The organism is Lysobacter sp. A378 (assembly GCF_054052125.1).
Genome location: NZ_JBSVRK010000001.1, coordinates 138359 through 163947 on the forward strand (window position 1 = coordinate 138359; position 25589 = coordinate 163947).

General features: G+C 63.5%; 23 protein-coding genes and 1 tRNA gene. 6 read left to right on the top strand and 18 right to left on the bottom strand.

What is annotated here, in order from left to right; translation table 11 throughout:
• Positions 1-339: 339 nt before the first annotated feature.
• Entirely contained in the window at positions 340-918 is a 579-nt protein-coding gene (locus ACW7G1_RS00525) for a hypothetical protein (protein ID WP_456977820.1), read from the bottom strand.
• A 126-nt stretch (positions 919-1044) separates the two neighbouring features.
• Between ACW7G1_RS00525 and ACW7G1_RS00530 the strand changes: the two genes are divergently transcribed.
• Positions 1045-2055 (top strand): threonine ammonia-lyase, encoded by a 1011-nt coding sequence (locus ACW7G1_RS00530; RefSeq protein WP_456977821.1) that lies wholly within the window; start codon positions 1045-1047, stop codon positions 2053-2055.
• 9 nt (positions 2056-2064) lie between these two features.
• Here the strand turns inward: ACW7G1_RS00530 and ACW7G1_RS00535 are convergent, their stop codons facing one another.
• The 6 genes from ACW7G1_RS00535 to bioB all read right to left on the bottom strand — a co-directional run bounded on the left by ACW7G1_RS00535 (position 2065) and on the right by bioB (position 7955).
• A complete protein-coding gene (locus ACW7G1_RS00535; protein WP_456977822.1) occupies positions 2065-2712 on the bottom strand; it encodes a hypothetical protein in 648 nt (215 codons plus the stop codon).
• A 106-nt stretch (positions 2713-2818) separates the two neighbouring features.
• Entirely contained in the window at positions 2819-3823 is a 1005-nt protein-coding gene (locus ACW7G1_RS00540) for a multidrug resistance efflux transporter family protein (RefSeq protein WP_456977823.1), read from the bottom strand.
• Positions 3820-4755: a malonyl-ACP O-methyltransferase BioC gene (gene bioC, locus ACW7G1_RS00545; RefSeq protein ID WP_456977824.1), complete on the bottom strand. Its 936-nt coding sequence runs from the start codon at positions 4753-4755 to the stop codon at positions 3820-3822. The genes ACW7G1_RS00540 and bioC overlap by 4 nt, the downstream gene beginning before the upstream one ends.
• Entirely contained in the window at positions 4752-5537 is a 786-nt protein-coding gene (bioH, locus tag ACW7G1_RS00550; protein WP_456977825.1) for a pimeloyl-ACP methyl ester esterase BioH, read from the bottom strand. Before bioH ends, bioC begins: the two co-directional genes overlap by 4 nt.
• A 60-nt stretch (positions 5538-5597) precedes the next feature.
• The gene (bioF, locus tag ACW7G1_RS00555) at positions 5598-6818 is read right to left on the bottom strand and encodes an 8-amino-7-oxononanoate synthase (RefSeq protein ID WP_456977826.1); all 1221 of its coding nucleotides are present in this window, start codon (positions 6816-6818) and stop codon (positions 5598-5600) included.
• 3 nt (positions 6819-6821) lie between these two features.
• Entirely contained in the window at positions 6822-7955 is a 1134-nt protein-coding gene (gene bioB / locus ACW7G1_RS00560) for a biotin synthase BioB (protein WP_456977827.1), read from the bottom strand.
• Between the two features lie 49 nt (positions 7956-8004).
• Between bioB and ACW7G1_RS00565 the strand changes: the two genes are divergently transcribed.
• Positions 8005-8793, top strand: a complete 789-nt coding sequence (locus ACW7G1_RS00565; RefSeq protein ID WP_456977828.1) for a double zinc ribbon domain-containing protein — start codon at positions 8005-8007, stop codon at positions 8791-8793.
• A 30-nt stretch (positions 8794-8823) separates the two neighbouring features.
• On the opposite strand, the gene ubiA is transcribed toward ACW7G1_RS00565, so the two are convergent.
• Positions 8824-9723 carry a 4-hydroxybenzoate octaprenyltransferase gene (ubiA, locus tag ACW7G1_RS00570; RefSeq protein ID WP_456977829.1) on the bottom strand — a complete coding sequence of 300 codons (900 nt, stop codon included), beginning with the start codon at positions 9721-9723 and terminating at the stop codon, positions 8824-8826.
• Positions 9724-9881: 158 nt separating this feature from the next.
• On the opposite strand from ubiA, the gene ACW7G1_RS00575 reads away from it, so the two are divergent.
• From ACW7G1_RS00575 to prpB, 3 genes are all read left to right on the top strand, one after another.
• Positions 9882-9958, top strand: a tRNA-Arg gene (locus ACW7G1_RS00575).
• Positions 9959-10119: 161 nt separating this feature from the next.
• Complete coding sequence (locus ACW7G1_RS00580) at positions 10120-11802, top strand: 4Fe-4S dicluster domain-containing protein (RefSeq protein ID WP_456977830.1); 1683 nt, start codon at positions 10120-10122, stop codon at positions 11800-11802.
• Positions 11803-11863: 61 nt separating this feature from the next.
• Positions 11864-12751, top strand: a complete 888-nt coding sequence (gene prpB / locus ACW7G1_RS00585; RefSeq protein ID WP_456977831.1) for a methylisocitrate lyase — start codon at positions 11864-11866, stop codon at positions 12749-12751.
• Between the two features lie 28 nt (positions 12752-12779).
• On the opposite strand, the gene ACW7G1_RS00590 is transcribed toward prpB, so the two are convergent.
• The 7 genes from ACW7G1_RS00590 to ACW7G1_RS00620 all read right to left on the bottom strand — a co-directional run bounded on the left by ACW7G1_RS00590 (position 12780) and on the right by ACW7G1_RS00620 (position 22537).
• Complete coding sequence (locus ACW7G1_RS00590; RefSeq protein WP_456977832.1) at positions 12780-13121, bottom strand: DUF302 domain-containing protein; 342 nt, start codon at positions 13119-13121, stop codon at positions 12780-12782.
• 196 nt (positions 13122-13317) lie between these two features.
• Entirely contained in the window at positions 13318-15054 is a 1737-nt protein-coding gene (locus ACW7G1_RS00595) for a serine hydrolase domain-containing protein (protein WP_456977833.1), read from the bottom strand.
• A 57-nt stretch (positions 15055-15111) separates the two neighbouring features.
• Positions 15112-15993 carry a helix-turn-helix transcriptional regulator gene (locus ACW7G1_RS00600; RefSeq protein ID WP_456977834.1) on the bottom strand — a complete coding sequence of 294 codons (882 nt, stop codon included), beginning with the start codon at positions 15991-15993 and terminating at the stop codon, positions 15112-15114.
• A gap of 113 nt (positions 15994-16106) precedes the next feature.
• A complete protein-coding gene (ggt, locus tag ACW7G1_RS00605; RefSeq protein WP_456978796.1) occupies positions 16107-17825 on the bottom strand; it encodes a gamma-glutamyltransferase in 1719 nt (572 codons plus the stop codon).
• A gap of 224 nt (positions 17826-18049) precedes the next feature.
• On the bottom strand, positions 18050-18685 hold the full coding sequence (locus ACW7G1_RS00610; RefSeq protein WP_456977835.1) for a DUF6624 domain-containing protein: 636 nt from the start codon (positions 18683-18685) through the stop codon (positions 18050-18052).
• A gap of 1459 nt (positions 18686-20144) precedes the next feature.
• The gene (locus ACW7G1_RS00615) at positions 20145-21230 is read right to left on the bottom strand and encodes an alpha/beta fold hydrolase (protein ID WP_456977836.1); all 1086 of its coding nucleotides are present in this window, start codon (positions 21228-21230) and stop codon (positions 20145-20147) included.
• A gap of 56 nt (positions 21231-21286) precedes the next feature.
• The gene (locus tag ACW7G1_RS00620) at positions 21287-22537 is read right to left on the bottom strand and encodes an FAD-binding domain (protein ID WP_456977837.1); all 1251 of its coding nucleotides are present in this window, start codon (positions 22535-22537) and stop codon (positions 21287-21289) included.
• A gap of 164 nt (positions 22538-22701) precedes the next feature.
• Between ACW7G1_RS00620 and ACW7G1_RS00625 the strand changes: the two genes are divergently transcribed.
• Positions 22702-23598 (top strand): dienelactone hydrolase family protein, encoded by an 897-nt coding sequence (locus tag ACW7G1_RS00625; RefSeq protein ID WP_456977838.1) that lies wholly within the window; start codon positions 22702-22704, stop codon positions 23596-23598.
• A gap of 75 nt (positions 23599-23673) precedes the next feature.
• Here the strand turns inward: ACW7G1_RS00625 and ACW7G1_RS00630 are convergent, their stop codons facing one another.
• From ACW7G1_RS00630 to ACW7G1_RS00640, 3 genes are all read right to left on the bottom strand, one after another.
• The gene (locus ACW7G1_RS00630) at positions 23674-23892 is read right to left on the bottom strand and encodes a hypothetical protein (RefSeq protein WP_456977839.1); all 219 of its coding nucleotides are present in this window, start codon (positions 23890-23892) and stop codon (positions 23674-23676) included.
• A 68-nt stretch (positions 23893-23960) separates the two neighbouring features.
• A complete protein-coding gene (locus ACW7G1_RS00635; protein ID WP_456977840.1) occupies positions 23961-24767 on the bottom strand; it encodes a trypsin-like serine protease in 807 nt (268 codons plus the stop codon).
• An 83-nt stretch (positions 24768-24850) separates the two neighbouring features.
• Positions 24851-25462: a DUF1294 domain-containing protein gene (locus ACW7G1_RS00640; protein WP_456977841.1), complete on the bottom strand. Its 612-nt coding sequence runs from the start codon at positions 25460-25462 to the stop codon at positions 24851-24853.
• Positions 25463-25589: the final 127 nt, after the last annotated feature.

Consider the following 25589-nt stretch of genomic DNA (forward strand, 5'->3'; position numbering starts at 1 on the left):
CCGAATGTCGGGGGACATTCGGCCCTTTTTCTATGCATTAAATGTGACGCGCGCCTCACTTTGCGCGGATAAATACCGCCTCCCTGCCGCGGCGACACGCCTCCAGCCAGGGATTCCTGTCGCGCCCCGATGCGTCCCGAACAAGCGAAAGCCCCGCCGGAGCGGGGCTTTCAGTGTAGGCGTCGACGTCAAACGAGGGCGGAACAGGGGGGATCCGAGATTCCTCGTGAGACGTCGACATAGAGACGATACCTGATTACGTCGCATTGCGACGCTATCTGTCAATACCAGCGCATCGTAGTCATCCGGTGTTGAATTACCGGATGCACCGTGAGGCCACTATTTCTGTCTTACGGGATTGGATTTTTCGCGTCCGGCCTTGGACTTGCGGATCATTGTCTCCGTCCGTGAGCCCCGATTGCTGCTTGTCGACGCTGGGCGCGCCGACGAGGCTGGGCGCGCGGCAGTCGGGCGAACCGGCGCGGCGATGACACTGCGCTGCACCGCCGCGGGCGAACCGGTAGGACGCTCGGAGCGCTGGATCCGTTCGCGCTGCAGGCGCTCGTAATCCCGCCACGGCGCGCGATCACGATCGGTATCCGGCCGCGGCGTGTGGTTGCCGTTGTTGCCGTTGTTGTTGTGGCCGGGCCGCACCACGATCACCGGTGGCCGGTAGTAGCCGTAGGGATAGCTGCGGTTATATCCGTTGCCGTAATAGCCATTGCCGTAATGGGCGCCGCCGTAGTACCCCGGGTACCGATGACTGGAGTAGCCGTCGTACTGGTTGTAGTACCGGTAGTCGGTGGTCGGCTGACCGTAGTAGTAGTCGCCGCGCGCCTGTTGATAGCCATACCCGCCGGTCATGCAACCGCCCAGCAGCGCCATCGCGGAAAGTGGCAAAATCAGTTTTCTCAGCATTGCGGGATCCCCCGTTATGATGTAGTCATCGTCGGCTTCCGCCGTTGAACTAGCGCTTAACTCGGCAATTCCCGCATTCAGCTCCTCTGCCATGACACGTTGCTGGCGTCGCGCCGGACTCATCCCATGCAAACTATCCTCCCCGAGACTCCGCCCGGCCAGCCATCCTCCGCTGCGCTGGATTTTGATGCCATCCTCCATGCCGCCGCGCGCATTGCGCCGCACGTCCATGCAACCCCCGTGTTGCGGTCGCGCACCCTGGACACCTTGGCGGGCTGCGAGCTCCATTTCAAATGCGAGAACCTGCAGCGCACCGGAGCGTTCAAGTTCCGCGGAGCGTGCAATACGATTTTCTCACTGACGGAGGCCGAGCTCGCCCGCGGCATCGTCACCCAAAGCTCAGGCAACCACGGCGCGGGAGTGGCGCTGGCGTGCCGGTTGCGCCACGCCGAGGCAACTGTGGTGGCGCCTCGCACGGCATCGGCCGTCAAGCTCGCGGCAATGCGCAATTACGGCGCGCGGGTGATCCTGTGCGATCCGACGCAGGCGTCGCGCGACGAGGTCAGCGCCGAGGTGCTGCGCGACACCGGCGGGATATTGGTACATCCGTTCAACGACACCCGGGTGATCGCCGGCCAGGGCACTGCGACGCTGGAACTGCTGCACAGCGTCGCCAACCTGGACACGGTGATCACACCCGTTAGTGGTGGCGGCCTGTTGTCCGGTGCGGCGTTGGCCGCGCACGGCATCGACCCGGCGATCGAGGTGTTGGGCGCCGAGCCCGAGGGCGCGCGCGACGCGCATGATTCGTTGCGGACCGGGACGCGCATTTCCGGCCGCGCCGTCAACACCATCTGTGACGGGCTGCGCGCGGAGCTGGGCACATTGACCTTCCCGATCTTGCAAGCCCACGTGCGCGCCATCCTGCTGGCCAGCGACCCACAGGTAGTGGCGGCGATGCGGCTGTTGTGGGAGCGCATGAAGCTGGTGGTGGAGCCGTCTGCCGCCGTGCCGCTGGCGGTAGTACTGGGCCATCGCGAGCGTTTCGCCGGGCGGCGGGTCGGCATCATCCTCTCCGGCGGCAACGTCGATCTGGACGCGCTGCCGGCATTGCTGGCACTGGAAGCTACCGCCTGAGGGGCCGCGTTATCGCAATGGCACAACGTCCGCGGCCGGCGCAGCGACGCTGGTACCGATTGCCAACTGCTCCAGGCCTTCACCCAGCAACAGGCGTGCGACCGAGGCACGTTCCGGCAACGGCCGGTCGTGCAGCGCGTCCAGCAGCCAGCCAATCGACCGACAGCGGGCGTCGGCGTCAGTGCCATTCAAGCCGGCGACAAACCCGTCATTGACCAGCGCCGCGCGTACCCCGGCAGCTTTCAGTGACTGCCGTGCAACGGCCTCGTCGTAAGGCTGTACCGGCGCTTGCATGGCCGCGACAAACACGTTGGCCACCGCGTTGGCAAAGCGGTCCTGGTTGGCCGGTCCCAACCGGTTGGCGATCGCGTTCAGCCCGGCCAGGCTGCGGTCCGCGCCGGGATCGAACAATTGACACAACGCGGCGGCTTCATCCGCGCTGCGGGTGCTTGCGTGGGCGGCCTGCAACAGCCCGTCAATGGCCGGGTCCGGCGCGCGGCGCAACAATTCGCGGCCATCGGCTACCAGCACACCCGGATCAAACCCCCACTGTTCAATGACGCTGGTGGGCGCGTCCTGCGCGCGCACCGGCAGCAGACTGCTGACCAGCAGGGTGAGGACGGAAGTCGCCAAGGCTATGGAGGTTGGGCTGAACATGCTCGACTCGTGGCGTGACGTGTGAACGAATCTAGCGACCCGCGGCTGAACGCAACGTGCGTTTCAGGCGCCCGCGCTGCGAGTTCCAAGCGCCGCGCGACGCGTTCTAGGCGCCGCGCTCGCTTCGCAAGTCCTGGATGGCACGCCGGTCACCGGCGGCGTTGCGAGCGGCAACCCAACTGGAGCCGATAATGCCGACGATCACGATCCCGGCGCCCCACAACGCCAGGCCATGCGGCCATGTCTCGCCCAGCCAGAACACCCCCACGATGGTGGCGAACAGGATCTCCGCCCCCTGCATCGCCTCGACCGCCGCCAGGCCCGTCGCGGTGTCGCGAACCATGCCGGTGGCCTGGAAAAACAGCACCGTGGCGATGATCCCGGCGCCCACCGCCACCCCGGCCGCCAACCACACCTGGCCGGCGGGCGGCAGTCCGGCCTGGCTACCGGCATACAACGCCACCAGCAGCCACGCCGGCTGGCTGGCCAGGGTCAGTCCAAACACGCGTTGCGTGGCATTGAGCTCCGGGACGCCGGGCTGTGCGACCCGCTCCAGGTGCAGCAACAAACCGCGGTTGCCCAGCGGAAAGGCCACCGCGGCGAACACGACGCAGAACAAGGCAATCCAACCGTCGCGATCCAGACCCCCTCCGCTGACGCCAAACTGCATCAGCAATACGCCCGACACCACCACCAGTCCGGTGCCCAGTGCAGGCAACGGAATGCGTGCACGTTCGTCGGAGTACAACAGCGGAGCGCACAGCATCCCGGCAATCACGGTCAGCTGGAAGGTGCCGGCCACCAGCCATGACGGTCCGCTGGCGGCGGCGTAGCTCAGGCCGATGTAGAACAACACGAATCCGATCGTGCTCCAGCCCAACCACGGCCACGGATGCGCCCGGATCGCCTGCCACACCGGCTTGATCCCGCCCTGCCAGTGCATCAACGGCAGCATCAGCGGCAGGGCGATCAGGTAACGCAGCGCGGCCGTCCACGCCCAGTGTCCACCACCGGTTGCCGCCGCCCGGTTGAGCACATAGGTGCAGGTGAAAAACAGCCCCGACAGCAACGCTATCGCGACAGCAAGCAACGTCAGTCTGCGCTGGTTCAACGCTCAGGCCCGGAGCGCTTGCGAACCCGGATGGTCGACAGTGGCACCTGTACTTCGTCGACGCCATCGACCCGGATCGGCGCACCCGGCGGCGGGCCCCAGGCGTGGGCGTAGATCACCTCCCAGGTGGCCGGCAGCTGGCCATCGGGCCCGCGCAATGCCTCGTAGGCCCGGCTGGCCCGGGCAAACCTGGCACGGCCGGTAAGGCTGCGGCGACGCGTGGTCAGCGCGTTGGTGGCACCGAGCGCTTGCAGTCCGCGCATCAGGCTGGCCAGGTCGGGGTGGCCGAGGCGAAACTCGTCGCGGTCCAGTACCGGGTCCTTGAAACCGGCCGCGATCAGCGCATCGCCGAAGGGGCCGATCGCGGTGAACGGGCTCACGTGCGGCGCCTCGTCCGCATCGGCAAACGCCTGCCGCAACTCGATCAGGGTATCCATGCCGAACGTGGACACCAGCATCAGGCCACCGGGCTTGAGTACCCGCCGGATGCCGGCAAACACCCCGGGCAGGTCCTCGACCCATTGCAGGCACAAGTTGGAAAACAGCACGTCGACGCTGCGGTCGGCCAGCGGCAGCGCGCGTGCGTCGGCGCAGACCGCTACCGGCTTGTTCGCAAACGGATTCAGGCGTGGCAGGCCGGCCGTGCGCCCGGCGGCACTCACCTGCGCCAGCATCCCCGGGGCAGCGTCGATCGCCATCACCCGCGCCTTCGGCCAGCGTTTCTGCAACGTTGCCGACATATGCCCCGGCCCGCAGCCCAGGTCGACCACCAGCTTTGGCGGTGCCAGAGCGAGCGCGGGATCGTCAAGATAGTCCAGCGACTCGGCCAGCCGCGACGCCACTTCGCGCTGCAACGCGGCGGCGGAATCGTAGTCACCTGCGGCGCGCGAGAACGCGCGGCGCACCTGGCGATGGTCAAACAAGCCGTTCATGCCGGCTGCTCCGCATGGATCGATTGCATGAACGCGTCGATCTCGGTTGCGACTTCATCGGCGGCGCCCAGGAACGGCGCGTGACCGGCGTTGCGAATCACCACGCTGCGCGCATTGGGCGCCAACGCGGCGGCGGCCGGCATCGCGGTAGCAGGAACCAGGCGGTCGCGTCGGCCGGACAGCCACAGACTGGGCACCTGCAAATCCGCCAGTTCGCCGCGCATATCCACCGAGTCCAACAGACGCAAGCCCTCCAACAACGCACGCGGCGCCGGCTCACCGCGCTCGAACACCTGGGTCTTCAGCTCACGCAGTTCTTCCTGCGCGCTGCTGGAGCCCAGCGCCTCCAGCGCCAGGAAGCCCTCCAGGGTGCCGCGAAAATCACGCTGCAGTGCTTGCCCGAAGTCCGCAAACAGCTCGCGCCCGACTCCGTGCGGCCAGCTGTCATCATCACTACGTACGAAGCGCGGCGAGGAGGCGACCATTACCAGGCCGCGGACGTTGTCGGGGTGGTCCAGCGCGGCACGCATCGCCACCTGGCCACCCAGTGACCAGCCCAGCCAGACCGCATCGGGCACCTGCGCCACCAGCGCTTGTGCCAATGCCGCCGGCTCCAGGCTGCTGGCGTCGTCGCGGGAATGGCCGTGGCCGGGCAAGTCGACGCTGTGCAGCGTATAGCGTCCGGCCAGGCGCTCGACCAGGGGGGCGAACAGGCCGCCGTGCATCGCCCAGCCGTGGATCAGGCCGAGTGCCGGGCCGTGCCCGCGGGTTTGAATGTGCATGGTGTTCTTTCGGCTACTGCGGGTGGAATGAGGAGAGGGTCGAGTGCATTGCCGCTCGCGCTACGCCATCGCCCCGGCCTGGATCGAGGCAATCCGCGCTTCCGCCTCGGCGCGGTCCCGGGCCCGAAGCAACGCCTCGATCAACCCGTCGATATCGCTGCTGGCATGCAACGCCGACAAGGTTACCCGCAGCCGTGCGCGACCGTCCGGAACCGTGGGCGGCCGGATCGCGGCGACCCAGTAACCCTCACGCTCCAAGGCGTTGGCCATCGACAACGCACGCGCATCGTCACCGACCAGCACCGGCTGGATCGGCGTGTCCGACGGCAGCAGCGTCAACCCGGCGCTGCGCGCGCGACGGCGGAAATGGGCCGCCAGCTCGACCAGCTTCTCGCGCCGCCAATGCTCCTTGCGGGCCAGCCGCACCGCCGTCAGGCTGGCAGCGGCCTGGGCCGGCGGCAACGCGGTGGTGTAGATGTAGGGCCGTGCGGTTTCCGCCAGGTGCTCGATCAAGGCATGGTCACCCACTACCGCTGCGCCGTAACCGCCCAGCGCCTTGCCCAGGGTCGCCAGTTGCAGCGGGACCTGTTTCACCGACAAACCCGCCTCGGCCACGCTGCCCTGGCCATCGGGCCCCAGCACGCCAACGCCGTGGGCATCGTCGACATACAGCAGCGCGTCCTGGACGCGCGCGACCAACGCCAGCTGGCGCAGCGGCGCGACATCGCCGTCCATGCTGAACACGCCATCGGTGGCCAGCATCGCAACGCCTTTGGGCAGGCTGCGCAGCTGGCGGATCGCACCCTCCGCGTCGACGTGCGGATAACGCCGCAGGCGGCAGCCAGCCAGGCGCGCCGCATCGATCAGGCTGGCGTGGTTGAGGCGGTCCTGGACGCAGATGTCCTCATCGCCGAGCAACGCCTGGACCACCGCCAGGTTGGCCAGAAACCCGCTGCCGAACAGCAGGGCCTGCGGCGCGCCGAGCCAATCGGCCAGCTCCTTCTCCAGCCGGTCGTGCAAATCATGGTGGCCGCAGACCAGGTGCGACCCCAGGCCACCGGCGCCCTCGCGCGCCGCCGCATCCTGCAGCGCACCGACTACGGCGTAATGCTGGGACAGCCCAAGGTAATCGTTGCTGCAGAAATTCAGCAGTTGGCGGCCATCGACGATGCAACGCGCGCCATCGCGATGGCTGACCACGCGCCGGACCCGGCTACGCGACGCGGCGACCCGCGCCAGACGTGCAGCCTCGATGCGTTCGCGCCAGGACGCCCGCGGCATGATTCAGACTACGCCGGCGGTGCGGACGGTATCCATGCGGTGAAGTGTATCCCGGGTTTCGATCTCGATGTGGTTCGCCTCGATGCGGCCAGTCTCCACGATGTCGGCGTGCACGGTCGCGCCCGGCGCCTGCTCGACGATCGGCATCGGCCGCAGACCCAGGCGCTCGAACAAGGCCAGGTCGCGGTTGGTCTCGGGGTTGTCGGTGGTCAGCAACTTCTCGCCGTAGAAGATCGAGTTGGCGCCGGCCACGAAGCACAGCGCCTGCAACTCGTCGGACATCTGCTGGCGCCCAGCGGACAAGCGCACCATCGACAACGGCATCAGCAAGCGCGCCACGGCAATCGTGCGGGCAAACTCGAATGGATCCAGCTCGGCCAGGTTCTTGTCGTCGGCCAGCGGCGTGCCCTCGACCTTGACCAGGCGGTTGATCGGCACCGACTCGGGATGCGACGGCAGGTTGGCAAGCGTCTGCAGCAGGCCGGCGCGCTGGTCGCGCGACTCGCCCATGCCGACGATGCCGCCGCAGCAGGTCTTCAGGCCGACGTCGCGGACGTGAGCCAGCGTATCCAGCCGGTCCTGGTAGTCGCGGGTGTGGATGATCTCGTTGTAGAACTCCGGCGCGGTGTCCAGGTTGTGGTTGTAGTAGTCCAGCCCGGCCGCCTTCAACGATTGCGCCTGGCCGCCGCTGATCATCCCCAGCGTCGCGCAGGTTTCCAGCCCGAGCGCCTTCACCTCGCGGATCATCGCGGCGACCTTCGGGATGTCGCGGTCGGCCGGTGAACGCCACGCCGCGCCCATGCAGAACCGCGACGCGCCGGCCGCCTTCGCCGCACGCGCCTTGTCCAGCACCGCGTCGGTGGACATCAGCTTCTGCGCGTCCACCCCGGTGTGATAACGCTGCGCCTGCGGGCAGTAGGAGCAATCCTCGGGGCAGCCGCCCGTCTTTACCGACAACAAGGTGCTGACCTGGACCTCGTTGGGGTCGAAGTGGGCGCGATGCACGCTGGCCGCGCGGAACAGCAGCTCGGGGAACGGCAAATCGAACAGGGCGCGCACTTCATTGCGGGTCCAGTCGTGACGGATCTGAGGCGGCGCGGCCGGGGTGCGGACGGTCTGTTCACTGATAGCAGGCATGGCATTTTTCCGACAGAGACGGCAGGGCAAGCGTGGCAGTCTGGAAAGCATGACCGATGCTGTCAACCAAACCCACTCGCATAAAGTTGACAACACCCACCGCCGACTCACGACCTGGTTGCGCGAAGGCGTCCCGCAACTGCTGTGGCCGGGGCGCTGCCTGGTCTGTACCGCCCGCGGCACGCGCGGCCTGGACCTGTGCGCCGCCTGCCTGGCCGAACTGCCGTGGCACCGCCATGCCTGCCTATGTTGCGCGTTGCCGCTGCCGGCGACGACACCCGAGCCCGGCCCACCCGGCGTACTGCCCGGTCCGTCGATCTGCGGCCCTTGTCTCGCTCAACCATCACCGGTGACCCAGACCCATAGCGCCTGCACGTACCACGCGCCCCTGGACCGGCTCCTGCCCCGCTTCAAGTTTCATCGCGACCTCGCCGCCGGTCGCCTGCTCGCGCAGGTGATGGCGCAGGCGTTTGCCCACCTGCCGCCCCCGGTCGCGCTGGTGCCGATACCACTTCACCACGCCCGGCTGCGCCAACGCGGCTATGACCAGGCGCTGGAGCTGGCCCGCCCGCTGGGGCGGATGCTTGGTATCCCGGTTTGGGGCGACAGCTTGATGCGACAGCGCGCCACCGCACCGCAGTCGCGCCTGGACGCCGCCGACCGCCAGCGCAACCTGCGCGATGCATTCGCCGTGCGACCCGGCACCCGGCTGCCCGCCCACGTGGCACTGGTTGACGACGTGATGACCACCGGCGCGACGCTGCATGCGGCGGCAACCGCGCTGCGCCGCGCCGGCGTGACACGGGTCGATGCCTGGGTGGCGGCCCGCGTGCCTTGACCCCACCTTGACCATGCATGGCTGGTGTTGCTATCCGCGCAGTGCGAGGTCCGTCGCGATGCCGGCAAAAATCGCCAGGCCAACCCAATGGTTATGCAGGAACGCCCGGAACAGGGGCCCGCGCTCGCGGTTGCGCGAGATCCGGAACTCCCACGCCACCAGCCCCGCCGCGACCGCCAGCCCCACCCAATAGGCACCCGCCAGCGACGCGCGCTGACCCACCAGGACCAGCGCCGCGAAGAACATGACGTACAGCACCGCCTGGGCGACCAGGTCCAGATCGCCAAACAGCACCGCGGTGGACTTCGCACCAACCTTGATGTCGTCGTCGCGGTCGACCATCGCGTACCAGGTGTCGTAGGCGGTCGACCACAGGATGTTGGCGATATACAGCAGCCACGCCAGCGCCGGCACCTCGCCGGTCACCGCGGCGAACGCCATCGGGATGCCCCAGCCAAAGGCCATACCCAGGTAGACCTGCGGCAGGTAGGTGTAGCGCTTGAGGTAGGGGTAGGTTGCCGCCAGTACCAGGCCGACCAGGCTCATCCATACCGTGAGCCGGTTCATCGTCAGCACCAGCGCGAAGGCGGCCAGCATCAGTACCGCGAACAACGCCAGCGCCTCGCGCCCGCGTACTGCGCCAGTCGCCAAGGGCCGCTCCCGCGTGCGCTCCACATGCGGGTCGAGCCAGCGATCGGCATAGTCGTTGACCACGCAGCCGGCCGACCGGGTCAGCCAGACCCCGGCGGTGAACACGAACAGCGTCCACAACGGCGGCACACCCCCGGCGGCCAGCCACAGGCCCCACCAGGTCGGCCACAGCAGCAGCAACCAGCCGATGGGACGGTCGTTGCGGGTCAGCTTCCAGTACAGCCGCACGCGGGCCTTCCAGGGCGCAACGTGGTCGGGCTCAAAACGCTCGTAGCTCATCAGGCAATTATGGACGATGCCGTCGCGCCGGCACTGCGGTTGCCGCCGGCGGCGCGCATTGACTTCGACAATTCATCCCGACGCGCGGCGCATGATCCGATTTACCGCTAGAATGCTGTCCCCGTACCGCCGGGTTGACGGTAACGCGGTCAGAACATGCGCCTGTAGCTCAGCCGGATAGAGTAGTGGCTTCCGAAGCCATTGGTCGGGGGTTCGAATCCCTCCAGGCGCACCAATCTTTTCTGTGACGATTTCCGCGCCGGATCTGCGACGAGCCGGCGGGCGTTCCGCTATCCGCTGATCCTTGGCCCACGCGCTGCGCTCCACGTGTGCCTGCACGTTTCACGGCCGGGCGGGATAATGGCCCCCAATGTCTCCCAGCAACACGGAACCGCCATGACCCCGGAACAACTGCTCGCCACCTACGGCCCCCGCGAATCGATGGAGTTCGACATCGTCGTGGTCGGCGCCGGCCCGGCCGGACTGGCCACCGCGATCCGCCTGCGCCAACTGGCCGCCGACAAGGGCAGCGAGCTGTCGGTGTGCGTGCTGGAGAAGGGCTCCGAGCCCGGCGCGCACATCCTGTCGGGCGCGATCATGGACACCCGCGCGCTGGATGAGTTGTTGCCGGACTGGAAGGAACAAGGCGCGCCCTTGCGCCAGCCGGTCACCCGCGACGAGTTCCTGTTCCTGAGCGAGACCGGATCACTCGCGACGCCCGGTTTCCTGCTGCCGGGCTGCTTCGACAACCACGGCCATTACATCGCCAGCCTGGGCGAGTTCACCCGCTGGCTGGCGACCCAGGCCGAGGGGCTCGGGGTGGAGATCTTCCCCGGCTTCGCCGCCGCCGAAGTGCTCTACGACGAGGCCGGCGCGGTGATGGGCGTGGCCACCGGCGACATGGGCGTGGGCAAGGATGGCGAGCCGACCGCACAGTTCCAGCGCGGGATGGAGCTGCATGCCAAGTACACGGTGTTCGCCGAGGGCTCGCGCGGCAGCCTGGGCCGGGAGCTGATCGCCAAATTCGAGCTGGACAAGGGCTGCGACCCGCAAAGTTTCGCGCTCGGCGTAAAGGAGCTGTGGCAGGTCGATCCGGACAAACACGAACCCGGACTGGTGGTGCACACCTCCGGCTGGCCGCTGGACTCGGACACCTACGGCGGCTCATTCGTCTACCACGCCGAGGACAACAAGGTCGCGATCGGGTTCGTGGTCGGGCTGGATTACAGCAATCCGTGGCTGAGCCCGTTCGAGGAGTTCCAGCGCTTCAAGACCCACCCGGCCATCCGGAAGTATCTGGAAGGCGGCAAGCGCATTTCCTATGGCGCACGCACCATCACCGCCGGCGGGCTGCTCTCGTTGCCCAAGACTGTGTTTCCCGGCGGCGCACTGGTCGGCTGCGAGGCCGGCTACCTCAACGCCAGCCGGATCAAGGGCAGCCACGCCGCGCTCAAGACCGGCATGCTCGCCGCCGAGGCGGCGTTTGACGCGTTGTCCGAAGGCCGCTCGCGCGACGAGTTGCTGGCCTATCCGGCCGCGTTCGAGAACAGCTGGCTGCACGAGGAGCTGAAGCTGTCGAAGAACTTCAAACAGTGGTTCAAGAAGGGCCGTCTGCTGGCAACACTGATGACCGGCATCGAGCAATGGCTGCTGCCGAAGCTGGGCATCCGCAACCCGCCGTGGACGATCCACCACGCCAAGGCCGACCACGAGTGCCTGACGCCGGCCGCCCAATCCGAAAAAATCGTCTACCCCAAACCCGACGGCGTGCTGACCTTCGACCGGCTCAGCTCGGTGTTCCTGAGCAGTACCCACCACGACGAGAACCAGCCCAGCCACCTGACCCTCAAGGACGCCAGCATTCCGGTGGAAGTGAACCTGGCCGAGTACGCCGGCCCCGAGGCACGTTACTGCCCGGCCGGTGTGTACGAGTTCGTCGGCGAGGCAGGCCACGAGCGTCTGCAGATCAACGCGGCCAACTGCGTGCATTGCAAGACCTGCGACATCAAGGACCCGACCCAGAACATTGTCTGGGTCACCCCGCAAGGCGGCGACGGCCCGAACTACGCCGCGTTGTGACGACCGGCCGGCACACGGCCCGCGCGCACCGCCTCCCCCTCCTCCGCATCCCGAGAGACCCATGACCGCAATGACCAGCCCCGGCGCCCGTTTCCGCCACGCCCTGACCGAAGAGAAGCCGCTGCAGATCGTCGGCACCATCAATGCCAACCACGCGCTGCTGGCCCAACGTGCCGGCTACCGCGCGATCTACCTGTCCGGTGGTGGCGTCGCCGCCGGCTCGCTGGGCATGCCGGACCTGGGCATCAACACGTTGGACGACGTGCTGGTCGACGTGCGCCGCATCACCGATGTCTGCGATCTGCCGTTGCTGGTCGACATCGACACCGGCTTCGGTCCGAGCGCGTTCAACATCGCCCGCACCATCAAGTCGTTGATCAAGGCCGGCGGCGCCGCCTGCCATATCGAAGACCAGGTCGGCGCGAAACGTTGCGGCCACCGCCCGGGCAAGGAGATCGTGTCGCAGGGCGAGATGGTCGACCGGATCAAGGCCGCGGTGGATGCCAAGACCGACCCGGACTTCTTCCTGATCGCGCGCACCGACGCGATCCAGGTGGACGGCGTGGACGCGGCGATCGAGCGCGCGATTGCGTGTGTCGAAGCCGGCGCGGACGGCATCTTCGCCGAGGCCGCCAACGACCTGCCGACCTACCAGCGTTTCGTGGATGCGGTGAAGGCGCCGGTGTTGGCCAACATCACCGAGTTCGGGCAGACCCCGCTGTTCACCCGCGACGAGCTGGCCTCGGTCGGCGTGGCGATGCAGCTGTACCCGCTGTCCGCATTCCGCGCGATGAACAAGACCGCCGAAGCGGTGTACACCGCGATCCGCCGCGACGGCCACCAGAAAAACGTGGTCGACCTCATGCAGACCCGCGAGGAGCTGTACGAGCGCATCGGTTACCACGAGTTCGAGCGTCGCCTGGACAAGGTATTCAGCGACGCGAAGTAAGTCGCTGCCGGCCGGCTCTACTTTGGATCTAGGGCGCCACAGTGTCCGCAGCAAGGCCCGACAAGACTTCGCGAAGATTCTTGACGGCCGGACACTGCGCGACGCCGTGGCGCTGGGCAAGAAATGCAGGATCGTTGTAGCCCAGCCATATGTGGGCCGACGCGTCCTCCCAGACCAGGGCCTTCAGTGGAAGGTCTATGCCGATGGATTGGGCGCATTCCATGAGTGGTGTGCCGCCTTTCGGGTTGCCAAAGATGAGCACCTCCGTGGGGCGTAGTGTCTCGCCTACCGTGGCCGCTCCGGCTGCGTGATCAATGCGCGCGAACACTTTGAGGCCATGCTGTTTTGCCAGCTCTTCGAAGCGGCTCATTGTGTCGGCAGCGCTGTGTGGACTCTCGACAACCACGAGGCCGTCTGCAGCTGACGCAAGCGAGGCGAACGAAACCAAGGAGAGCGGCGAGCAATGGGCGCAGCAGTTTCATGGGTTGCTCCTATGACATGGGCCAGCAAGCGATACGGCGCGCCCGGCTAAGCCGAGACGTCCGATGTGGCGCACGCGGAAGGCCTTACCGTGGCGCGGGTAGCGCAGCGGGAATGATGTAATCGGTGACAAGGTTTTGCAGCGGATACCAAGTGGAGAACTCGCCGTAGCTGCCAGCGGTGATGGCCACGGTCAGGTCCAGCTCCGGCACCACGATCACAAACTGGCCGCCGTTGCCCTCTGCGGCGTAGGCGCGGTAATCGTGGCCCTGTACCCGAAAGTGATGCAGATGCCATGCATAGCCGTAGTCGTGATTGGGGCCTAACGTGGTGCGCCGTGTGACGGACGCGTCGATCCAGGCCGCATCGACCAGACGTTGTCCATGCCAGACCCCGCCATCCAGATACAACTGCCCCAACTTGAGCATGTCGCGCGGACGCAAGCGAATACCGCCGGCCAGGTAGGCATCGTCGTCCGGCATCAGGTTGATGTGATAGCCGTGCATCTGCATCGGTCGCGCGATCCAGTCGCGGAACAATTCGGTGAGTGGACGACCCGTCGCGTGGCGGACCGCGCCGCCGAGCAGGTTGATGCCAGCCGAGCAGTACACGGCCTTGTCGGCGCCGGGCTTTTGCGCCATCGGCAGGTTCAAGGTGTAGTGGTACCAATCCCGGTCGTCTTGCTGACCCTGCATCGTGTCTTCGCCGCCCGGCGATTCGCTATTGCCGTCGTCGCAGGCGAGGCCGGAGTTCATGCTCATCAGGTTGCCTACGGTGATGGCGCGTTTGGCCCCATCCACGTTCGCCAGTTTGTCGTACTGGGGGAACAGCGAAAGCACGGGGGTCTTCGCCGACAGCTCGGCGCCGTGATCAATCGCCATGCCGACCAGCAGGGAAGCGAACGACTTTCCGGCGGAACGCGTGTCGTGCGCCTGTTCGCGCGAGTAGCCGTGGAAATAGGCCTCGAACGCCAGCTTGCCGTGGCGCGCCACCAACAGCCCGTGTACCTGCGGATTGCCCGGTTCGGGCGCGGCGAGCGTATCAACATGCTGCAGCAGCGCGGTCATCGGCGCCAGCTGCATGCCCACATCGCCCAGTGTCGCCGTCGTCCAGCCGTCATCGACGGGGACCGGCACCTGGTACGCATTGTGCGCGCCAGCCGGAGTCGTCACGTAGTAGCCGAGCGCATGATCGCGGTCGCGCCGCGTGAACGGAAACACCGCAATGCCTTGCCAGTCCATGCGTAGTTGATCCGTTTCTTCGTCGAATCGGCCGTTCAAGGCCCAGCCCTCGCGTTTCGGGTCAGTCAACACGACCGTATCGCCGTCCACATCCACGTCATAAGCCCGACCGCGACCGAGGTTGTACTCGGGGTTGCTCAGGAAGGCCACAAACGAGTCGTCTGGCGTGCGCTGGATATTGAGGTACTGCGTCAGCCGGTCCACCAGGGGCCGCACCCGGCCAACCCAGATGTGGTCGTGGCCATGCGCCAGGACCACCGGGGTCGCGTAAGCGCTGGCCAGAGTCACGCCGGGTGGCTGAGTCCAGAAGCCATCGATGTTGCCGTCGACAAGTTGTCCACGAAAGTGGCCCTGTCCGCCGGGCATGGCGAAGCTGACATGATCGCCGTCGCGCACGACCGGGACCGACATTCCACCCACGCTCGCCTGCCACGGTGTCTGTCGCCCATCCACGGTGAGGGTGCCCGCCAGCAGCGGGCCGGAAACCGTCTCGTTACCCCACAGTCCGACGACGTCGGGTGGATCAGTCGCACGCGTGGTCGCGGAAATCACCAGCAACAGGCAAAGCAGGGCAACGCGCATCGGCAGCACCTCGGGATGGATGGCAAACCTTGACCGCCACGGCGATCCGGATGGCCATCATTGTGCGCACGAAAGCGGCAACGGTCTTGTACGGGTTGAACCTGGCTGCCGCTGCGCCGACCAGGCACGTTGACGGTAGCTACCCGGCGGCAGGCCGAAAGCTTCGCGGAAGGCGCGGGAAAAGTGCGCCTGGTCGAAGTAGCCGCAACGGATCGCAATTTCGCTCATGTCATGCGCATCGCTGGCCAACATCGCTGCGGCGAGATTCAGGCGCAGGCGACGCCGGTAGGTGCCGGGCGAGCAGCCAAAGTGCTGGCGGAAGGCGCGCGCCAGATGCACTGGGTGCACATCGCAGCCAGAGGCAACGCCGGCCAGCCCAAGAGGACTGTCGAGATCCTCGTGCAGGCAGTCGCGCGCGCGCAGCAGCCAGCGGGGCGCCTGCTCAAGGACTTCCTGGTAACGCGTCGCCGTGGCAGTCAGCAACTCCACGCAAAGCGACTCCAGCGCCAACGCGCCGTCGTCCTGGGGCAGGGTCAATCGCAGCGCCGCCTGCAGCGCGCCCGGACCAGGCGTCACCGCATAGTCGGGCAGGACCAGCACCTCTTCCAGGCCACGCTGCGCCGCCAACGACATCGAGACAGTGACGAACCGGCCGGACTCGCTGCGAAAGCGATCGCGGTGCAGGGTTCCTGGCGGGTTGTACACAAGGATCGGCCCTGCCTTGCTGCTGGACACCTTGCCGGCGCCGGCCAGGCCGCGCGCGGAGGACACGTAGTCTCCCTCCAGCACCAGGACAAAATGGGCTTCTGCGTGCGCGTGCTCGACGACGCCGTCCTCCGGCACCGTGGGCACCAGCTGCGATACCGAAAACCCGGGTGCGCGCCAGGTCGTCTGACGCGCACCGAGAAACTGGTCATGCTCGAAAACGTTTCGGGTCATGGCGCCAAGATCGGGAAGTGGTGGAGTGGCCCCTTTGGGAAGACACCTGCAATTCAGGGTACCGGAGGCGACCCATCGACCCAAACCTGTTTGCCACTCCCGCTGCGCATGGCTCAATCGACGGCTTCGACCTTGCCCAGGCCATTCGGGCTGCGTGGATCGCTGGCCGCGGTCTTGACGTTGCTGGCCTTGTCCCAGACCACTACGTTCATGTTGCCCCACGAGTCCCTGTCGTTGATTTCGTAGCCCATCTCTTTCAGCTTCGCCAGCGCATCGGCGGAAATGTCGCTGCCTTTCTCGATGTCCACGCGGTCGGGCATGAACTGATGGTGGATGCGTTTTTGCGCGGTGATCTCGCCGGCATCCTTGCCGTCGATGAAGGCGAGGATGGCGCCGAAGACCTGGGTGATGATGGTCGAACCGCCGGGCGAGCCGATCACTGCCAGGCGATCTTCGCCGACCACGAAGCTCGGCGTCATCGAGGACAGCATCCGCTTGCCGCCGACCGCCGCGTTGGCGGAGCCGCCGATCAGGCCGAACGCGTTGGGCTGGCCGGCAACCAGCGCGAAGTCGTCCATCTCGTTGTTCAGCAGCACGCCGCTGTTGCCGGCGACGAAGCCGGAGCCCAGCGTGGTGTTGACGGTGGCGGTCATCGAGACCATGTTGCCGTCCTTGTCGATGATCGAGTAATGCGTGGTGTGCATGCCGGGATCTTTCACGGCCACCGACGGCAGCCACTCGGACTTGGTGGCCCGATCGGGCAGGATGCTCTGGCGCAGGCCGTCGGCGTAGTAAGGGGACAGCAGCATGTCCAGCGGCATCTTCACGAAATCCGGATCGCCCAGGTATTCGTTGTGGTCGCGGAAGGCGCGGCGCATCGCCTCGACGAGGTAATGGATGCGGTGGGCTTCATCCATGCTCTTGAGGTCGAGCGGGGCGAGGATGTTCAGCATTTCGGCGACCGCCACGCCACCGGAGGACGGCGGCGGCGCGGTGACGATCTTGTAGCCGGCGTAATCCAGCTCGATCGGCGCGCGCTCCTTCGCCTGGTAACTGGCCAGGTCGGCGAGCGTCCAGGTGCCGCCGGCCGCCTTGACGGCCTTGACCATCTCCTTCGCCACCGGGCCCTTGTAGAAACCGTCGGCGCCGCGTTCGGCCATGGCTTTAAGCGTCGCGCCCTGGCCCGGGTCGCGGAAGATGCCGGTTTCCTGCGGTGCCTTGCCGTTGGGGAAGAACTTGCTGGCCGAGGCCGGGTAGCGGCGCAGCACGTCGGCCTTGCGCGTGATCGAACGGACCAGCGCGCCGGTGGGGTGGAAGCCCTCGTCGGCCAGCCGGATCGCCGGACGCAGCGACACCGACAGTGGCAGTTTTCCGTACTTGTCGGCCATGTAGGCCAGGCCTGCCGGCATGCCGGGAATGCCAGCGGCGAGCGGGCCGTTGAGCGAGGTGTCGCGGTTGGGGGTGCCATCGGCGTTGAGATAATCGGCCTCGCTCACCGCCTGTGGCGCCATTTCGCGCGCATCGATGAAGGTGTCCTTGCCGGTGGCGGCATCGTGGATCAGGGCGAGAAAACCGCCACCCAGACCCGAGGCTTCCGGTTGCACCACCGACAGCGAGGTGGCCACGGCAATCGCGGCATCGACGGCGTTGCCGCCTTGGGCGAGGGTTTCGAAGCCGGCTTCGGTGGCCAGGGCATTCGCGCTGGCGATCGCGGCGGTGGTCGTGATGGTGCGCGGCGTCGTGTCGTCACGCGCATACGCCAGCACGCTGAACGTGGCGACCGCCACCACCAGCACCGATCGGCACCAGCGCAGGTTACGACGGTTCGGCATTGCGCCGCAGGCCGGCTTGGCACGGGATTGCAGCGTGTCTTGATCGAACATTCGGTCACCCTTCATGTATTGAGGCGGTCGAACGTTGCGTTCCCGATATAAAGCCTCTTGATCGAGCATAGTCACAGGCAAGCGAAGCCTCCTATGAAAAAAGCGGCACCGGGCATAACCAAATGTTGTGGGTGCTTTTGCCGGCATCATCAATGCCAGGCGGCGCGGAATTGTCAGGGGGCATCCGAACATTCGTGTGGTGAGAAGAGAACCTTCTCAGGCCACACAAGTGAGGCACCCTCGTTGCCCTCAGAAATCTGGGTTGCCCAGCAATAGAACGAAGCCAGCCCGATCTCCTTACGCCTCGCGTCCAGCTGGCTTGGCGTCACGATGTCGTAGAAGCGGATTATGTTGCCCGGCGCAGTCATGAACTGCATGCCGTAAACCTGCGGCCGATCGGTAAGTCTACGGTTTCGATCAACTAAAACTGCCAAGTCCCAAGCAGCCGCTTCGTCGGCGAGCACGGCGTACTTAAGTTGCTGGGCAGCTAACACCTGATATTGCGGGTCCATATCAGCATGTTGGGTCAACCGCCACGCAGCCTTGGCGGCTTGTTCCCCAACCTCGGATCGCTTAGGCCAGCCGCAGTTGGCAAGCACTGTGCGCAGGTATGCGGTGTTCTCTCGATCAATCTGGAGGACGCGATCCAACGCCTCCTTTGATTCTCTATTAGCCACAAGCGTTTTTCGCGCGGCCTGATCGACTTCATTGCGCTTTAGCAACTCATGCTGCAAGGAAGCAGGCGCACAGTCCTGAGCGGCCGCGGCCAAAGGACAAGCAACTAGAACAATCAAGATAAGACGAAGCATCATATGCCCCCAAAGGCCTGCGTTAAGCCGACTTGAACGAATTGTTAGGCCCCACACCGACCGTCTTTGAGGAAATGCAAGATGAGCATGCTGATTCTAGACTGCAGTTCGGTGGGGCCATGGTTGTTCATGTCGTTGTGACGGGAGCCGGGGATTGCCGCAATGCAAGTGCCAGTATTCTTTTCTTGCTCTGTGGGAAGAACGCCAGCGTCTGCCTCAAAATCGCTACCCCGAATAGAGAGAACGTGGATCGAAGGGTCCCGAGGAAGCGGATACCTACGATTGTCCAGTGTGACCAGGGTTGTCGCAAGCGTCGGCGACTCATGCAAGGCAAGGGCTGAGATGTCTCCCCCATTGGAGTGGCCGATGAGCACCAAGTGAGACCAGTCAAACTCCCGGTATTTTCTGTCCAAGGCCTCACGTACAAAGCGGATATTTTCAGCTCCGCGCTTCCACGCGGGCATGCGACTAGCGAATAAGTCGCCGCTCCTGCTTAGGGCAGGGTCCGAGGGCATGTCATGCTGAATTGCCACGACCAAGTAGCCAGATTTCGCCAGTGCGTTGGAGATAAACGAGTAGTCGGTGTTGAGAAGACCGTAGCCTGAACTCACAAAGGCTACTGGGCATGGCCTTGCGTGTGTGCAGTTGCGGGGCTGCGCCGGGAGATAGAGCGCAATAGGAATTTGCCTCTCACGGCTTGCGTCCCAGAGTTCGGTCAACTCTATGAAATTTGAGTCGCTGCGCGTTGTGGTAGCGCAACCCGCCAAGATGAATGCCGCTACTAGTGCTACAAGCCTCATCGATCCTTCCATGTGGGGCCTAACGCCTGAGATAAGCCGAGTCGCGAAGCGGCTTCGGCTTGAATGAGTTGGTAGTTTCCTGCTCGGTTTTTAGTCGAACGCACTGCTTCTCAGAGAGTTCCAGTCGTTCTTCCAAAAACTCATGGGGCCTTGACCACGCGTAATTTACAGCCCAGAAACACACACTTGCGCCGAAGTACTGGTGCAACAGGTTCGGCCTCGTTGCGATGGCGACGGAAACAACCCGAGGGATAAAACGCTGCTCGTCCGTACACCCTATGCAATGGGTTGACCCAGCAAGACTATTTGAGAGTAATGACCAATATGGTCGGACAGATTTAGCGGCATGCCGCACCCGTGTGTCGTCTCTCTGCCCCCATTTGTTCGTAAGCATGATCGCGTAGAAGGACACAGCCGTACCATCTTCAAGTCGCACGGTGATGGCGTCACGGTACCCATGCTTCGTCATCGTGCTGATCCCGCTATATCCAATGACTTCAGCGCAGAGCGCCATTGTGCATATCTGGGGCTCCCGTACAGGCGGAGGAGCCCATGCAGGGCTAGAAGCAGCACCAAGAAATATTGCCAGCAGGAGCGGCTTGTGCCGTTTACTCATGTGAGATCCAGTGAAGCGGTTTCGGCTTGAATCAATTGTTGGGCTACTCTGAGTGCTCGTTGTTAAGCAAGACGAGCGTATGCACCGCCTGTTGAAATTCGTGTGGCTTGTCGAGGAAGGTGTAGTGCTGTGCACCGGGTATTTCGATGTAGCGCTTCTGGGGAGCGGTAACGGTCTCATAGTACTGTCGGATCAACGCATTAGGCGTAATCCAATCTTCTGCTCCAACAATCGCCACGTATGGAACTTCCAACTCCGGAATGTCGCGCATCGCATTGAAGCCAAGGACTCCGGGGATGACGTTTTTCCATTGGCTCCACCATTGTGGATTCGCGATCCACTTGCATGGGCCGATGTATGCGAGCCCGCAGGACTCGGTAATAGTGTGACTGGGCGAGGTCATGTAGGCGAACCAACGCGCTTTGGCCGTGTGCTTTTGAAGGATATTGCCAATATTGAAGTGCTCTAACCACTCTCGTTGCTTTTTAACGGCAGAAAAGTCAATCATCGGCTGGCCGTCAGCATTTGTGGCAAGACCAGGTGCGAAGCTGGAGAGGCCTGCAATAGCTCGATCATTGCCCTCGCGGCGAGCGAGCGACATGAGATGCTCGTGTGTGATCCGATTGCCTGCTCTCCAGTCCACGACTTGACCGACAGTTGCCACTCCTAATACTTTTTCGGGTGTCGCTGATGCAATTTTCAGCGCAAGAATGGATCCGAATGAGTGACCAACAAGATAGAGCGCCTGTCGATCAAACTCCAGGAGGAGATGATCAACTACCGCATTTGTGTCCTGCACCATTTGCTCTAATGTCGGCCCTTCTTTGTACTTATCGGACTTGCCCACACCGCCCGTTTCAATGTGTACAACAATAAAGTCCTGTTCCAGTTCGTCGCTGAATTCCGAGGCGAGCGGGACAACACTTTCTCCGGGGCCGCCAGGGAGGAACAGAAGAAGCGGCTTTTCCCGCTGATAGCCGCGAATGAACAAGTAGTGCTTGGTGCCTCGTATAGTCACGGCATCTGTCTGGACAATGCCGTTATCTCCCACTGAGTTGTACACGTAGTAGCGCCATGCCTTTGCCACGGCGAAAGTCAGGACAATCAGCAGTATGATGGCGACAATCACCAGAGCTGAGATTTTGAATAGCTTTCGATGTGCCATGAGCAACCTGATCGCCTGAGTTAACCCGCGCTGCGAAGCGGCGCCGGCTTGAATGAATCGCTAGGCGACGTCTGCGTTTCTGGGCAAGACATCGCGTATTCGGGCAGCTCCATTGCGTCACGGAAGTAGCGACCCATTAGAAGCCGGGGGAACACGGGCAGCCGCATAAAGAGGGTTGCCAAGTCGCGCGCTTTTACCCCAAGTTCCGTTTTTGGCACGAACGACGGCACCAGGCTCTCTGCGTACCTCTGCTTGCGGGTAGCGTACGGTTTTATGCGCCTTTGATAGTGCTTTAGCGCTGAGTCGAGATCCGCTCCGTGGACGTGGATTTCTCCGGCGAGCACATAAGCTTCGGCAAGTGCCAAGCCCGCGCCCTCCCCGGCTATGAGTGACGGGCATGCGGCCGCATCGCCCACCAGCGCCACCCTGTTTTTCGTCCATCTATCCATGCGGATCTGACTGATGCTGTCGAAATAGACCTCATCCGTCTTTTCGAGTGCTGACAGAATTGCAGGACATTCCCAGCCCATGTTGGAAAATGCAGTCGTCAATGCTGCTTTGCGCTCGGACTCACCGGTAGTGAGGGTGCTCGGCAAATATTCATTTCTGAGGAGCATGAAAAAGAGCGTTTTATCATCGCGCACTGGGAACCGGGCTATGTACCTCCCCGGTGCCGTGTGCGCTACATACAGATCGTCGTCGCGCGGGCGATAGCCGGCTACCTCGAACGAGGCGACATGGCACCCCATCGGATACTCAAACTGGCTGTCCGGGCCGAATGTGATTTGGCGGATCTTCGAGTGGAGGCCGTCGGCCCCGACGACGAGATCAACCTCTCGTTGCGGCGCGTGCTCGAAGCCAACGTGTGCGTACGCTCCGTCGTCATCTATCGTGGCGATGCTATCGCCGAAGATCGTCTCCACCCGGTTGTCCAGCAAGCCGTAGATTGCAGCGGCGATGTCGGCGCGCGCTAATGTCGCGATGCGCCCGTTTGCCAAGCTCTGCAGAACCTGCGATGGATAACCGCCGCGCGTTCGGCCTTGGCTATCGACCATGCGTAGTTCGTCGGTCTCGTACTGTAGCTCCAGCAGCTTTGGAAGGAGGCCCATCTTTTCCACTGCCTCGTAGCCGACTCCCCACAGGTTGAGGATGTAGCCACCGGTGCGCAGTTCCGGAGCCCGTTCGACCAGCAGTACCTCGTGGCCCATCTTGCTAAGCCAATAGGCCAGGGCCGTGCCTGCGATACCCGCTCCGTTGATGGCTACTCTCATTTTCCTTGTGCCTTGATTTTGATGACCCAACAACGGAATTGTATCCGTTAGCAGCCCAACGCCTGAATCAACCCGACCCACGAAGCGGATTCGGATTGAATGAATTGTAAGGTGCCCCCGGGCGGCTTACGTGCCATCCTGATTGCGGGCTACCATTGCAGATGATGACCGACCTCACCACGACGCTTCGAGAGCGCCTGGGACTTGCGGACCCTGTCCCGCTGGGGTTCCAACGGGGCGACGTCGAAGAGGCCGACGGATTCGACCGAGAACGGATCGAGTACCGGGGACTCGAAGGTGACCTCATTCCGGCTTTCCTGTTCACGCCGAGGGGTCGCGACGCGCTTGGCGGAGTGGTTGTCTTTCACCAACACAATGGGGAGTTCCACTTCGGCAAGAGCGAGGTAGCCGGCGAGGTGGGCGACGCGTTTCAAGCCTTCGGGCCGGCGCTCGCTCGTAGAGGCCTCTCAGTCTTGGCCCCGGACTCCATCACTTTCGAGGATCGACGAGGAGCGGTTCGGGGGGTGGAACCGGATTATTACGATTGGCTTCAGCACTACAACGCCATGAGCTACCGATTGCTGGATGGCGACCTGCTGATGAGGAAGTGCCTGGATGACGCCCAACGGGCCCTGAGCGTTCTGCTCCAAGCCGCTGATATAGACGAGCGGCTCGTGGGCGTGGCAGGACACTCATACGGTGGTTACACAGCGCTTTACCACGCAGCAGTTGATGCACGATGCAGGTTCGCATGCATCAGCGGTGCCGTGTGCAGCTTCGAGACGCGCCGCCGGGAAGACACCGGGATCACCCTCTTCGAGGCCGTGCCCGGGCTGGCTCGCCAGATCGACACGCACGATGTCCTTTCAGCCATCGGACCTCGGCCGACAATGGTTGTGTCGGGTACCAAGGACAAGTATTCGCGGGATGCAGACCAGATCGTGGCCAAGGTCGCCGGCGACTTCATCACCGAGCTCCGCGTCGACCGCGGACACGCTCTCGATCAAGATAGATTCGATGCGATCGTCGAGTGGATCGTCGGCCGCGTATCCGATCAGTGAGAAGGGACACCTAACGCTGGAGTTAAGCGGCGGCGCCGTCCGCCTTGAACGAAATGTTGGACAACGCTGCGTTCATTAGCTGGCTACGTTGTACCAAACTGAGATAAGCCAAAGCGCTGGCTGCATGCTGCCGCCGCAAGCCGACTGTTGGATGTGTTGGACCTCTACAGCGGGATTCTGAGAGAGCCACTCGTTGATGCGCGCCTCAAAGTCTTCCGCTTTCCCGGCATTGTGAGCACCAATGAATCCCTTGTCTTGCAAGGGCGCTTGAACCCAGAACAACTTGACTTGCATGGAAGCATCCTTGTGTTGTTAAGTCGACCCACGAAGCGGGTTCGGCTTGAATGAATTGTCAGCCCCACTTATGGCTGCGCAGAGATAACGCTTTCAATCCACTCTTTGTAATGGTTCAGGCGGACATTGCAAGTGATTTGGCCATATCGTCCGGGCGTCCTAATAGTGTTTTGAGGATCTGACCACGAAGTCAGTCCGACCAACAACCAATCCTTCTCAGCCTGAATAAGGACTGGCCCACCACTGTCGCCACTTCCTGAGCCGCCCTCGAGGGGCAATGCATCCGACGGTTTGTCGAACATATAGCAGAGCCAGCGGCCATGGGCGCTGGTGACCTTGTTGTACGCACGACGAAGCTCAGTACGGTGGGAGTCACGAAATTCGTGCCCAGTGACTCCGTTACCCGTAGCGCCTCTTCCTATTACCTTGATGATTTGGCCGAACTCGTCGTCGCTCTTGTTGATTGCGACAGGAGAGACGTCAGCAACGGGTTGTGCCAGTTTTATGAGTGCGATGTCATCCGAGGAGGAGAGCAGCACTCTAAAAAGAGTCCAATCCCAAGTAGCCAGCGCCTGGTCAAGTAGCTCTTGCGGCGGCTTTTTGTATCCGGGGTGTATCACGAGGCGTTCAACGTCTCTGGGCGCTCCGTTAATGGCTACCTGCTTGATCTCAGATTGCCACGTGACAGCATGAGCGGCGGTAATAACCCACTTTGGCGCGATCAATACACCATGCCCCTCGCCAGGCAAGTCAACTAGAGCAGGGAGCTCAGACGCCGGAACTCTATACTTTGAGTCATCAACGTCATCACGAATCACGATCGCGCTTGCACTGAAGGACACGACCAGCAGTGCGAGCAACAAGAGTCGGGTCATATGCGATTCCTTTGGAGGTATCTTCGAGAGGCTAACGCCTGAGTTAAGCCGAGCCACGAAGCGGATTCGGCTTGAACGAATTGTCAGCCGCCAAACACCATAGTTGTGATTGACTGTGCGAGGCCGCTATGCACAAGCCAAACGACAACTGCGATGTTGACGAACACGGTGACCCAGAAAACCTGTTGAAACGACGCCTTTACAGTCTTGTGGTGGAATTGTTGTTGCGCAATGAGCGCACCAGGCCAACCACCAAGCAAGTCCACGAAATGCAACGTGCTTTCCGGAGTGCGCTGCATGTTTTTGCCTGCAGCAGCCTTGTCCAACGAGTACATGATGTAGGACACGCAACTCAGTAGCACGTAGCCAACTGTTATCATTGCCGGGACGATGCCAAAGAACATGCCGAGCGAGACTGAAACCAAGAAGATGACGCCAAGTTCCAGCCGCGGCAACGGCCTATATGGCTTACGTTGCTCGATCTTCTGGCCGGCGTGCCGTACATCTGTCGCGTTTGTTCGGCCGCGAGCATCTTTGGATGCCGCGTATGAGATGAGGTCACCGTCAATCGGTCTGCGAGATCCGAACTGAAAAGCTTTGATATGAACAAAGGCGCGATCTCCGCCGTCATGTGGCGTGACAAAGCCGTAGCCCTTGTCCTCGTTCCAGTCGGAAATTCTTCCTACAAGTCGCATGGACAGCCCGTTTGGCGGCTAACGCCTAAGCTAAGCCGCGTCGCAACGGGGCGTGAAGCACATGGCAAGCTGTACCTGCCATGTGGCTTGCGCCCCGATGTGGCGTCGGCTTGAGCGCATTGTTAGG